Origin of the sequence: Porphyromonas sp. oral taxon 279 str. F0450, assembly GCF_000292995.1 — a bacterium.
GTDB classification, from domain to species: Bacteria; Bacteroidota; Bacteroidia; order Bacteroidales; family Porphyromonadaceae; genus Porphyromonas; species Porphyromonas pasteri.
Genome location: NZ_ALKJ01000009.1, coordinates 13,260 through 25,875, shown reverse-complemented (window position 1 = coordinate 25,875; position 12,616 = coordinate 13,260). Strand labels below are relative to the sequence as shown.

The window sequence follows — 12,616 nt, the reverse complement described above, 5'->3', positions numbered from 1 at the left end:
AGTTAGGGCTTCACAGAGCCCTTAGTGCTTGTCGCCCTGATAGGTGAGCGAATAGGGATGCAGGACGCGAGCACTCCACTTAGCAGCTTGCGAAGCAGAGCTATATTCCTCATTACCGTAGAACCCATAGCGCCCGATACAGGGAGCCGTGACATAACGCCCGCGGCTGTCTGGACTGAAGTTCGAGGGATCAAGCGACCAGTAAGCAGCACGTACCCCACGCTGCGTGGCTTCAATATGACCCTCTTCATGCGTACCTGGGACGAAGAACCAGCGTACGACCTTATTCGCTGTATTCTGCTGATCATCCCAGAAGGACTGAGGGATGAACTCCTTGATATCCCCGACGAAGTACTTCCCGAGATAGACTGCCGTAGCCTCGATATAGCACATATAGGGGTCTTTAATATTGGAGCCTACGCCCGTAAAGAAGACGGGCTTGAAGCGGTAGACCGCCTGATGCTCACTACGCACAGGGCGGCCTGCGACAGCTGCGAGCGTGTCGTGACGGAAGAGCAGTGAGGTAGAGACGTGCTTAGCTCCATCAGAATAGGTGATGACGCGCTCGCGACGAGGCTGCTGGAGCTTACCGTCCTCGATCGGAGTGAAGGCACGATCAGCCATGACGATACGGCCATCAGAGACGGCTGGAGGCATATTCCCGTCATAGCGCCAGTTGCTATAGAAGACGGCATTGCTACGGGTGATCCCTGCTAACGCCAGCGTGTTGTGGTCAGGGATATAGTAGTTCGTCCCATCGATCTGGATGGGAGTCGTCTGACGAGGCTGTGCGGGATTAGAGCGATCCAGATAGCGGCTGAGCTGATCGAGTGTGAAGAGACTGACATTCTCATTGATCTGCTCCTTGGTCTCAGGGAGGAAGAAGAGACGAGGCTGGGTCTGCTGCTTGCTTCCTGCAGCGGCATAGGAGAGGGGGTGACGCGACATGTAGCCCAGCTGGATATTGGGCTGCTCATAGAGTTCGCAGTTCATATGGTAGGCCTTCCCACTCTTGAGGTTGAGGTCTGTCCCCATAATAGGCACGATCGCCATGTTGGGCTTAGCGATGCTCTGTCCACCTTCGCTCGCACCGACAGCATAGACGTGCGTCGTGGCATAGCGCGAGGCAGCCTCGGGATCGATAGAGCGAGAGGCCTCTGGGAAGATCACCTGATAGCTGGGGCTTGACTCAGCTGTGCCATCATTGTAGCTGAAGCTCGTGCGAGAAGCTGCACGTGAGGTAGGATACCACACGACGACCGCATCAGAGGTCGTGCTACCCGAAGCCAGATTAGAGACGGGGAAGTCGTAAGAGTAGGGGTTGTTCTCGTAGTCGGAGCTATAGCCAAACCAAGAGGGAAGCTCATTAGCACCGAGCTTATCCAGTAGGCCTGGGTTGAGGTCAATCTTTGCCTCAGGCAGGAGGACGTTTGAGACGACCTTGATCCCCGAGAGGCTGATCGCCTTCTTACGGGAGTTGTGTACGGTGTAGGCTACCATCGTCCCGAGAGGACGGAGATTGAATCGAGGATTCACGAGCTTACTTCTGCCCCCTGCAACCTTCGTCTTAGCGAGGCGGGTCCAAGGAGAGCCATAAGGCACTTCAAGAGAGAAGGTGCGATTCTGCGTCGTATTGACCAAGCCCTGGGCACCCCCAGCACGTAGAGACTTATAGGTAAGGATCAGATTCGAGGCAGGGACTCTTCCAGCAGGAGTTAGATTCAGCTCGAAGTCATCGGGCACGAGGTAAAGCATGGCCTCCCACTCATAGCGTTCGAAGGGAATGTGGGGAGGAAGCTTGATAGACTCCCCACGGATCGTGAGGGCCTTCTTGCCATTGCGCTTCCACTTCATCAGGGAGTAGATGTAGGGAGCTTGGCCGTTGGGCTGATTCTGTCCGACCGTGCGAAGGATCACAAGCCCCTTGTATTCGGTCTTGTTCTCATCGAGCTCAAGGGCAATCTTCTTGGGACCATTGTAGGCAAAGCCGAGGGACTTGGCTTCTGCACCAGAGCCAAGGACAGGGAGAGCCTCTGCGGCCGCTTCGATATCCAGCTCGATGGACTCCCCAGTGTTGGTAGATGACAGGGTAATTCGACTGTTGTCCTCAGCAGGCGTGATGGTAGGTGCATCTGCTGTCTTGGAGCACGAAGTGCCAGCAAGAAAAGGACAAACATTAGGCCCAAAGGCCGGATCATACGGTAATAAGAACCAAACATGATGAGATTAGGGATGAGCGGGGCTGTGCAGTGGCGAAGCCCCTTACAATGTTAGTAGGGTGTGTGGTACGAAAGAGAAGATACTGCTCTCAGGGAAAATACTCTATACGCACCCACGGTATATAGAACGTCTATACTAAAAGTATAGTACATTCCTCTACCAATAAGATGCGCTACCGAACCCTTAAATTAGTCTTTTATGAGCAAAGCGCCCCTACCCATAGAGAGGGAAGAGACCAAAAACAAGTGTGGGCGGAGCGACTCCAAGAGTCACTCCACCCACGCTATGATGTCTTTAGATATGTCTCACACTACGAGGAACTACCCTTCAGCGGGCAGAGCCGAGGCGATGGTCTGCTGTGCAAGGCGTGCTGAGGCCGGGATATGTGCCGGCGGAGTGCCCTGCTCGCTCATATGAAAAGCGGGGTGTACCGTCAGCACCACGCGACGTGGATGCGGCAGGTAGGTACCACGCGGTAGGACCTCAAAGGCCCCATCGATCGTGACGGGCAGGATGGGGACATCCAGCTCTGAGGCCATCACGAAAGCTCCCTTCTTAAATCGAGTAAGACGCCCCGTCTCGGTACGACTTCCCTCAGGGAAGATAAATATAGAGTTGCCTGTCGCCAGGACTTTCTTGGCATCCTCAATCGTCTGTGCAATAGAAGAGACACGCGTCTCATCGACGAAGATGAAGTGTGCAGCTTCACATGCTTTACCCACAAGCGGGAGACGGCGTAGCTCGGACTTCATCACCCATTTGAAGGGGATACCTATATAGGCATTGAGGACAAATATATCGTAAGCGCTCTGATGGTTGGCTACCACTACGCAGGGCGCATCGGATGTCGGTAGATTCTCTCGGCCACGGACCTCGACACGGCACAGCGACACGGCCAGGCACGTCCAAGACCAGAGCTTGGTAGCTCGGCTGATGAACGATGCTGGGGCACCTGTATAGCTCGCGATGATGATCGTAAGGCAGCAGACGATCGTAGCTAAGACAAGGAGCGGTCCACCTATCAGAAAGAAATAGATGAGGTAGACGATGCGACCGAGCGTGAGAGACTTCATAGGACTAGTTATGCATTCACCTTATCACTATTCGTCGAGAGGCAGAGCATGGAGATAGCGAGCCAGGCGCTGGACAGCACGTCCGCGGTGACTCATCGCATTCTTCTCCTCACTACTCAGCTCGGCGAAAGTCTGCTGGCATCCTTCGGGGCGGAAGACGGGGTCATAGCCGAAGCCATGGTCACCCGAGCGCTCGAGAGTAATCTCTCCATTGACAGCACCCTCGAAGAAGTGGGTCCCGTACTCATCGATAAGGGCGATGACGGTACGGAAGCAGGCACGACGTGGGGCAGGTACACCCTGAAGACGCTCCAGAAGGAGGGCTACATTCTCTTCGAAGGTAGCATGCTCCCCTGCGAAGCGCGCAGAGTAGACTCCAGGAGCTCCGTCAAGAGCCTCGACCTCGAGCCCCGTATCATCGGCAAAACAATGAAGCCCGTAGCGCTCCCACACGTGGCGCGCCTTGATGAGGGCATTCCCCTCCAGCGTATCGGCGGTCTCAGGGATCTCCTCGTGACACCCGATGTCAGTCAGGCTGACGACCTCCAGACGTCCAGAGAAGAGGGCACGGACCTCCTCCAGCTTATGGGCATTATTGCTCGCAAATACCAGCTTTTTCATACATTTGTTATCATAAGCAGCGCCTCACTTAGAGCTTGAAAACTCACCAGTCAGGCTTCATATGCTGGGGCAAATGTAAGGATAATATACATATCTTAAAACATTCTATGGATATTGAGCAGCTGCATGACTACTGTCTCTCACTCCCTCACAGCAGTGAGAGCATGCCCTTTGGGGACGGATGCATCGTATATAAAGTAGTCGATCGCATCTTCGCTATCATGGCTCCAGACGGGGGCGAGCCTCGGCTCTCTCTCAAGTGCGATCCCGACAGAGCGGAGGATCTCCGAGCTGCTTACCCTGCCATCATACCAGGCTACCACCTCAACAAAAAGTACTGGAATACCCTGCTCCCTGATCAGCACCTTCCACCGAAACTCCTTCGCTCCCTCATCCGCCACTCATGGAATGAGGCCTCAGCTAAGCTCACGAAGCGGGTACGCACCGAGCTCGGTATCACTCCCCTACCCGAAGAAGACTAACCCCACCTATTCACCCACCCTCAATATTACCTAAGCACATGGATACTTCACTGCTTGAATTCATTGACCAGGTAGACAGCACGAATACCTATCTCACAGGTCAGATCGCCTCGGGGCGTGACCTCCCTCAGCTCCACACCGTCGTATGCCGCCAGCAGACGGCAGGGCGTGGTATGCGAGGCAATACTTGGACCTCGCGCCCAGGAGATAGCTTGACCTTTTCCATCCTCCTGCGCTCCGACATGCTGCAGGGCAAGCAGCAGTTCGCCGTCTCGGAGCTGGCAGCCTGGGCAGTGATGCGCACCTTCGCCTCCTACATGACCGACGACCAGAAGCAGCAGCTCCGCGTCAAGTGGCCAAACGATATCTTCTACGGCGACCGCAAGCTCGCTGGTATCCTCATCGAGCACAGCCTCACGGGGACCCGTGTAGACTACTCGGTCATCGGCATCGGGATGAATATCAATGACGAAGCCTTCCCCCCCGAGCTCCCCTCAGCTATCTCTCTGCGTATGATCACGGGCAGAAGCCTCGAGCCGATGGAAGTCCTCATCCGTCTGCATAGCGAGCTCTCGCAGCTGCTCCCCGACTTCCTCCTCGGTCGCTACCAAGATGTGCACCGCCGCTATATGAAGTATCTGTATCGCAGAGACGGCTTCTTCCTCTTCACCGATATCCAGGGGCAGTTCCGCGCACAGATCAAGGACGTCACTCCCGAAGGCCGCCTCGTCCTACAGCGTGAGGATGGCTGGGAGCGTGCCTATGCCTTCAAGGAAGTCCGCTTCGATGCTGAGTAAGGCAGAGATCAAGGACATCCGCAGCCTCCACGATGCCAAGGGCCGCTCATCGCAGCAGCGCTTCATCGCCGAGGGAATTAAGCTCACAGGGGAGATGCTCGGCGCCTTCCCCTGTGAGCTTCTTCTTGCTGATGAAGAGACGGCACGTGGCTTCGCTCGACAGCTCGACAAGCTACCGCAAGCCCTCCGCCCCAAGCGCATCGAGGTCGTGCCCGAGAGCTTCGACTGGGGGCGTGTGAGTTCGCAGCGCGAGCCTCAGCCCCTTCTTGGGGTCTTCGCCCTTCCCCAAGAGGATGAGGGAAGTCCCATCGCTTCGGGCGTCAGTCTGCTCCTTGATCGCATCCAAGATCCAGGGAACCTCGGTACGATCATCCGCACGGCGGACTGGTTCGGTATCAAGCACCTCTACCTCGCTCCAGGCACCGCCGATCCCTTCGCACCGAAGGTCGTACAGGCCACAATGGGTGCACTCACCCGTGTCAAGGTCCATCGCCTATGCGATACAGTCACCTTCCTCAAGGGCTTTTCAGGGCCACGCCTCGGCACCTTCCTTGGGGGCGAAGACCTCTACACGACGGAGCTTCCCACGGGAAAGGATGAGCCCGTACTACTCATCATGGGCAACGAAGGTCAAGGCATCCACCCCGATCTGGAGCCGCACATCGATCGCCGCATCACGATCCCGCCCTATCCAGCGGAGAACTCCCATACCGAATCCCTCAATGTAGCCATCGCTACGGCGCTCCTCCTCGGCGAACTCCGCCGCCGTCTCTAAGGCTGCAGTCGTCACTTCATTAGCTTGCCCCCCACTACATCTACATAGGATGAAGTGGGGGGCAAATCTATTCGTGTATAGGGTATAAAAAGCATCTTCCCGTAGTGATATTCTTCTATCTATGCACGTAGTCTTAAAGACCAGGCACGTAACCCCAAAGAGCCACGTACGTAGATATTAGAGCCACGTACGTAGACCAAACTTATCTGCTACTCGTCCGCTACTTTTATCCCTACGTGGAGCAACAACCTAATAGAGGTCACTTCACAAAGCTATATAGGAATCAGTCCAAAGCTATATAGCTTTCTTCACCATCCTATATAAGCTCTGCCCACACACCCATATACCTATATACAATAAGGTAGTACTTCGCCCTACGACAGGTGTGGTGCAGACAGAGAAGGAGCCCTTTACAAGGGGATACCCAATGTAAAGAGGTGTAGGGCACCACTTCCTCTAACAAACTCTCCTTCATCCCATGCTTCCCCCCCAACATTCACCATAAATGGGTAGGCTCCCGAAGAAAACTACCTACTAACGAGGATTGTGGGTAGGTGAGATTCTGCATTCCTTTGTGTCAACCATTTATAGCATAGGATAGCTACATAAAGTACAAACAAATGCAAACAAATATGAGCGTACGCCACCTCCCCCTGATGCTATCGCTCTTACTCTTGCTCTGCAGCTGTCATGAGTCGGGCCATGACCCTGGCAAGGAGCTCTATGAGCAACAACTGCAGCAGAAAGGCATGCTTGCCCATCAAATAGATAGCCTCTTCACCAGCGCATTCACCGACCCTCTCGGTGTGGAGCGAGGATTGGAAGAGCTCTACCTTCATGGAGGAGTCTCAGCTGGGACATTGAGCAGCGATCCTTTCTTCTACAGCCAGGTCACCTACGTTCGCAAGGCTCTCAGCTTCAGCTTGCGTGCGCACTCTCTGCAGACCCTCTTGGCAAGTGAGCACTTCGACCACTTCCAGACGATGCTTCGCCAAGGCTCAGCGGGCTCCGCGCCAGAGGAATATCCAGCTACAGACCCGACCGTACTTCTTCAGATTCGCTCCGCTCTTGAGGGGGAACTCCGACAGTTCCTCGAGAAGGAAGCTCCGAGCTATGCGCTGCGAGACCAGCAGAAGGAGGAGCAGCTCCGCACCTTCGTACAAGAGCGAGCTATCGGTCGTATAGACCAAGAGCTGGCATCATATAAGAGCTTCACGGGTCGCGAGGCCGAGCTTGAGGGGAAGGTATGGCATCAGGAGGCATACAAGCGTGGTGAGGACTCAGGCTACACCCTCCGAATCCCCTACACTGTGGAGAAGCTCTTCGAGGGTAAGATCACCTTCGGGCGAGACCATCAGCTACAGCTGGACTCTCTTCAGCTCCCCACGAGCTACTACTCCTTCCTCTACGGCTACCAGCGCGGGGAGATCTTCAAGTCCTTTGAGGGTAGGGGGCGTGGCATTGACAACTCGATCTTTGCCGTGCTCAATGGCCCGATGGAGCCCACGGGACAGAGGTATTATTTCGGTGAGCGCTATCTGACGCTCATCCTTCCACTCAAGCCCTCCGCGGACTACCCCAAGAGCAGCCGCTACACCATCGCTATCACCCTCGAGTACGACCAAGCCAAGTACAAGGACAGCCCTCGCCAACTTATCCCCCGCTACGAATATGGCTTAGACGACACGGGACAGGAAGGGCCACTCGATCCCTACCTCTTCTATAGTATCTATGACGAGCGCCAGCATTGGGGCACGATCCTGGTGCGAAACTATGCCCCCAACTATGTATGGGCTGGCCCTGTGAGCTTCCGTCCCGCACCCTAAGTACCGACGAGCTATGATGACACCGACACGACATATCCTCCAGATCATCCTCTTCATAAGCACCCTATCGGCTGGCCTACAAAGTTGCTTCAAGCGCGAGCTGGAGCACGAGGAGAACTACATCAATATCAAGCAAGATCCCAGTATCGCCGACAACGAAGTCCTACGTTTCCGCACCTTCAAGCTTGATGACTATGACCGCTACATCATCTTTGGCAACAACAATGAGGTCAGCATCGACGGTACGGCACAGCTCCCACTCCTTCTATATTATGATGGGCAGAATCGCTCAGCGACTATAGACCTCGGTGGCTGTATCTATGAGTATCAGACGCAGCTGGACAAGCTCTCCTTCCGTGGAGCCCTCTTACGCAGTCCGATCTTCACGGAGCCTATCGTCATAGATGCCGAGACCCTACTGAAGCGCCAAGGGAGCACGAATCAGAGCCAAGACCGCTTCATCCTCCGCCTCAAAGCCTTCACCCTGCCTGATGGCAAGCGCGTCAGCGTCGATGAGCGCCAGAGCTATCTCGACAAGCCTCTCGGCATCAGCATCGAGCCCCTCTATCACCTGACCTATTACCGCAACTGATACGCCCCCATGAAGACAAGATATACGCTCTTGCCCAGCATCCTCTCACTCAGCCTGCTTGCTACCCTACCTACCCTCGCCCAGCAACAGGAGCCAGCGAAGAGCAAGACCGATACGACCGTGCGCCGCACCTACGTCATCAAAGAGGTCAATGTCAAGGACAAGAAGCGAGAGAAGAAGGTACAGAAGAAAGAGATCGGCCGAGAGGTCGTCTCCGACCGCGATATCAGCCGGCAGTTCATCCTCTCGACGAAGGACTTCGTACGCTATATGCCAGGGGTCGGTATCTCTGAGTCGGTATCCCGCTATGGGAACAAAGGCTTCGCCATACGTGGGGTAGATGAGAATCGCGTATCCATCTCTGTTGATGGCTTGCCACAGGCCGAGACGGAGACAAACGTCGTCTTCAGCTCCTATGGACTCATCAACTCAGCCCGCCCACAGTTCGAGACAGAGTTCATTAAGAAGGTGGAGATCAAGAAGGGAGCTTCCTCCTTCGAGCACGGCACAGGAGCTCTCGGAGGCGCAGTTAACTTCGAGACCAAGGAAGCACATACCATGATCGAGCCTGGGCGAATCTATGGGATACAGGGGAAGATCGGTGGAGACAACATGGCCAAGGGGCGTATCTATTCGCTCGGTGGGGCAGTCGTCTATAAGGGGATAGAAGCCCTCGCCCTCTATGCCGAGCGCACGGGACATGAGGTGCGGAACTTCGGGACAGGGGAGCTACGACGTAGCATCTTCGCTACCCGACCCGACCCGATGGAGTATCGGCAGCAGAGCTTCCTCGGCAAGATAGCCTACCGCCACGGAGATCACAAGCTCACAGCCTCTTACTATAGTCAAAATAAAGTGACCGACTCTGAAGTCTGGTCCATGGAGCCCGCCTACGTGCTCACCTCACAGCACGAGCCCTACTACTATGGGCACGACCAAGTACTGACCCGTCGCTATGACGTAAACTACCGATTCACCCCACTCGAATCCTCATGGCTCAATCAGCTGAATATCTATGTCAATGGACAGCAGTCCTTCCTTGACGCCGATACACGTAGCTCCATATACCGCCCCGAGATCAGCAACTTTCGCCCCAACTATCTCCCAGCAGGGACGCGCCGTCTACTCAAGGGGATGAGCTTCTACGACCAAGCTATTGCCCTCAAGGCCACCTCCAAGCCCCAAGACTTCGGAGCACTCGGATATCACTTCTTCACGCTACATGCCTCTTACCTGCATCACCATACCGCAGATAAGAATGTCGACATCAGCCGTCCGCTAAACACCTACCGAGAAGGGGTGCGCTACAAGGGGCAATTCTATCGCTTCGGGGAAGAGCTACCTCAGAGCTCCTACATCTACTCCTTTCAGCGCCCAGCCGATCGAGACAACCTCTCCGTAGCCCTCTCAGATAAGATCCAGCTGGGCCACCTCAAGCTCGACCTGGGGATACGCTACGATCTATTCTCCTCCCGCACCCGCGACTGGCAGGGAGACAACGACTTCAACTATCTGGGATACCTCATCGGGAATCTCAAGACGGCTGGGATGGACTTCGACAAGGCCAGCATACAAGAATGGGGATTTACCCCCATGGCGATCATCAGCTATGACTTCAATCCCTACCTGAGCATCGGCTACAAATTCTCCACGGGCTACCGCGTACCGACCTCACAAGAGCGATTCTTCCAGTACGTCAGTCTCTCTCCGGCCTTCTTCGTACTATCGAACCCCAAGCTCCGTCGTGAGCTATCGTTCAACCATGAGTGGCATATCGGTACAGCTGATCCTAAGTACTTTGCGTACGATCTGAGCTTCTACTACAACACCTATAAGGACTATATAGAGCCACTATATGGGGTACAGAAGGTCTTCTTGGATGGGCAGAATAGAGATGTCGCCTACTCAATCAATGAGAATAAGAAGAATGCTCGCCTCTGGGGGATTGACTTGAGCACGAGCCTCTTCCTCGAAGAACTCCTACCACAACTCAAGCGAGCGGGACAATTTATGCTCACGGGTTCCCTGAACTACTCGGAGGGGCGATTCAGCGATGGCACATCGATGCTTGCGATCCAGCCGCTGAAGGCTGTCCTTGGGCTGGACTACGACCTCCCCAAAGAGCGAGCAGGTATCAGTCTACGCGCAAACTTCCTCAAGGCAAAGGACGTCGACCAGACACGCTTCGTCAAGAGCTTCTATGGTGATGAGCAGATCAGCCAGTTCCCCTACTACTTCTTTCAGAATGCTGTGACGGTAGACCTCTTCGCCTACGTCAAGCTGGCCAAGCACTTCACCCTGCGGGCCTCAATTATGAACCTCACCGATACCCGCTACTGGCTTTGGGATGACCTCCGCCAGATCATCAGCCCCGTGATGCTCGTCCAGCACAGCGACTTCTTCCGCGGTGGCCTGGAGTCCGTCATACGCTTCTCCCAGCCACGACGCTATGCCAACCTCTCTCTCGAATTCAAGCTATAGCCCCTCGTCTATGATGGACAAGATCATCAATCGCTACGCAAGCTATCTCCTTCTCTTAGGCGCCCTCTTATGCCTCTCCGCTTGCCACCGCTCCTACGAGCCTCTGCCTCGTGATGAGCGGCAGATAAGTCCAGAGGCCGGTGGACGGCTCCACATGAATCAAGCGGAGATCCAAAGCCGAGCCAACGCCTACATTCGCCAGCTGGCCTTCGATTTAGCTCGCCAAGAGCTGGAGCTACTTAGTGACAAGGTGGTCCGCGACTCGCTACAAAGCGTGTTAGACAAAGCTGAGAAATTCGCTGATGCCCACCTGATCTACCTCTATGATTCTAAGCATCGCAAGAGGTATCTCAATGGAAAGAAGCGTATCGCCTACTTCCTCGAGCATGGCTATCTCTCCTCCTACGAAGATGATCCGAGCCTGGTCCTCCTCACCCTTGAGGATGGCAACTACTCTCAGCCCGAGGGTATGGACTATGTACCTCGAGACATGAGTGAGCTCTATAACCTCTCAGCCTACCCTCAAACGACCTCACTGGAGATCTCAGCGGGACAACTGGAGCGTCTCGACCTGCGTGGCCTGAAAGATTTGCGTAGACTCCAGATCAAGGGGGCTAAGGATGGACTCATCGTCGATGCCACCGACTGCGCTAAGCTCCGAGAGATTCAGGTCACAGGGACGCCCAACCTCACCATACGTCAGCACCCCGAATCCCGCTTCAAGCTCATCGTCAGCAAGAGCTACTTCTCCAGCCTCTCCAGCCTCGGCGTAGAGCAGGCGACCTCGCTCTATCTCGAGGATGTCCGCCTGCGAGATATTGACCTCCTCGGCAAGGTCAGTCCGAGCATCACATCCCTATCTATCACGGTGGAGGCAGGTGACGTCTACGGTGCTGATGGGCTGCGCTATCGTCCCCTCCCCTTTGACAACACCTTCATCACACAGCTCAGCAATCAGCTTCCCCAGTTACAGAGACTACAAGTCACCTTTGCTGAGCGTCAAGACTTCGACCGAGCCTCCTTTGACAAGCTCAAGCTCCCTGCTCTCCAAGAGCTATCCATCGGCATACGTCCTAAGAAGGGAGCTGTAGCACGTAGTAGTTGGGGGCGTAATGTACATTTTAGCTTATCAGGATGTCCCGCACTCAAGAAGGTCGAGTTGCTCCACCTCTATGCCCCAGAGATTGACCTTTCGCCCCTTAATTCAAGTACCACTCCCCAGCTCCAGCAAGTTCTCTTCTCAGGCGCGACGGAGACACTCACGGCACCCAGTCTCTCCCACACCTTCGCCTTCGATGTGGAAGTTGAGGAAGTCGGACAAATCAACGTCCCCCTTTCAGCCAAGAAGAAGGGCAACCTCACTCTTCGTAACTACAACTCTCGGGCTCTTGTCCATACATCACTGGATCACGAATACCTACGCAGTCAGTTCGCCTCGGTCTATGGGCTGGCGGTAAGCCTCCCTCCGAGCAAGTACCTCCCCCACCCCGATGAGCGAGAGATCTGGTTTGTCTTTAATATACTCGACTTCAGTGGCGAGCAATGGCGTGGCTTCAAGGGCTTAGTCTACTTCCAAGGTCTTGTCGGCCCCGCTTCACGCACGATCCCAATAGACTACCTCGACTTTGGTCACCTCACCAAAGCCAATATCAACGCCAGCTCCATCACCGTCAATCCAGGCTGTGTCGTCAAGAACGCCCCCGAGGGCCTACGCATCTACTATGCTTCCGCTGGCCAGCAAGAATAATC

10 protein-coding genes are annotated in these 12,616 nt (G+C 54.9%); 7 read left to right on the top strand and 3 right to left on the bottom strand.

All coding sequences use genetic code 11. The features are described 5' to 3' along the window. Positions 1–21 precede the first annotated feature (21 nt). The 3 genes from HMPREF1323_RS00900 to HMPREF1323_RS00885 form a co-directional block, all read right to left on the bottom strand. Complete coding sequence (locus HMPREF1323_RS00900; RefSeq protein WP_009432262.1) at positions 22–1,917, bottom strand: hypothetical protein; 1,896 nt, start codon at positions 1,915–1,917, stop codon at positions 22–24. A gap of 623 nt (positions 1,918–2,540) precedes the next feature. Beyond that, a complete protein-coding gene (locus tag HMPREF1323_RS00890; protein ID WP_009432277.1) occupies positions 2,541–3,293 on the bottom strand; it encodes a lysophospholipid acyltransferase family protein in 753 nt (250 codons plus the stop codon). A gap of 27 nt (positions 3,294–3,320) precedes the next feature. Further along, positions 3,321–3,914, bottom strand: coding sequence for a non-canonical purine NTP diphosphatase (locus tag HMPREF1323_RS00885; protein ID WP_009432308.1), 594 nt, complete (start codon positions 3,912–3,914; stop codon positions 3,321–3,323). Between the two features lie 107 nt (positions 3,915–4,021). On the opposite strand from HMPREF1323_RS00885, the gene HMPREF1323_RS00880 reads away from it, so the two are divergent. From HMPREF1323_RS00880 to HMPREF1323_RS00850, 7 genes are all read left to right on the top strand, one after another. Then, positions 4,022–4,396 carry an MmcQ/YjbR family DNA-binding protein gene (locus HMPREF1323_RS00880; protein ID WP_009432266.1) on the top strand — a complete coding sequence of 125 codons (375 nt, stop codon included), beginning with the start codon at positions 4,022–4,024 and terminating at the stop codon, positions 4,394–4,396. A 38-nt stretch (positions 4,397–4,434) separates the two neighbouring features. Beyond that, complete coding sequence (locus HMPREF1323_RS00875) at positions 4,435–5,193, top strand: biotin--[acetyl-CoA-carboxylase] ligase (protein WP_009432274.1); 759 nt, start codon at positions 4,435–4,437, stop codon at positions 5,191–5,193. Next, positions 5,183–5,968, top strand: coding sequence for a TrmH family RNA methyltransferase (locus HMPREF1323_RS00870; RefSeq protein ID WP_009432288.1), 786 nt, complete (start codon positions 5,183–5,185; stop codon positions 5,966–5,968). The genes HMPREF1323_RS00875 and HMPREF1323_RS00870 overlap by 11 nt, the downstream gene beginning before the upstream one ends. 620 nt (positions 5,969–6,588) lie before the next feature. Continuing rightward, positions 6,589–7,794 carry a hypothetical protein gene (locus HMPREF1323_RS00865; RefSeq protein ID WP_009432263.1) on the top strand — a complete coding sequence of 402 codons (1,206 nt, stop codon included), beginning with the start codon at positions 6,589–6,591 and terminating at the stop codon, positions 7,792–7,794. Positions 7,795–7,807: 13 nt separating this feature from the next. After that, entirely contained in the window at positions 7,808–8,386 is a 579-nt protein-coding gene (locus HMPREF1323_RS00860) for a hypothetical protein (RefSeq protein ID WP_009432304.1), read from the top strand. Positions 8,387–8,395: 9 nt separating this feature from the next. Beyond that, entirely contained in the window at positions 8,396–10,867 is a 2,472-nt protein-coding gene (locus HMPREF1323_RS00855) for a TonB-dependent hemoglobin/transferrin/lactoferrin family receptor (protein ID WP_009432307.1), read from the top strand. A 10-nt stretch (positions 10,868–10,877) separates the two neighbouring features. Next, positions 10,878–12,614, top strand: a complete 1,737-nt coding sequence (locus tag HMPREF1323_RS00850; protein WP_009432296.1) for a hypothetical protein — start codon at positions 10,878–10,880, stop codon at positions 12,612–12,614. The last annotated feature ends 2 nt before the right edge of the window (positions 12,615–12,616 follow it).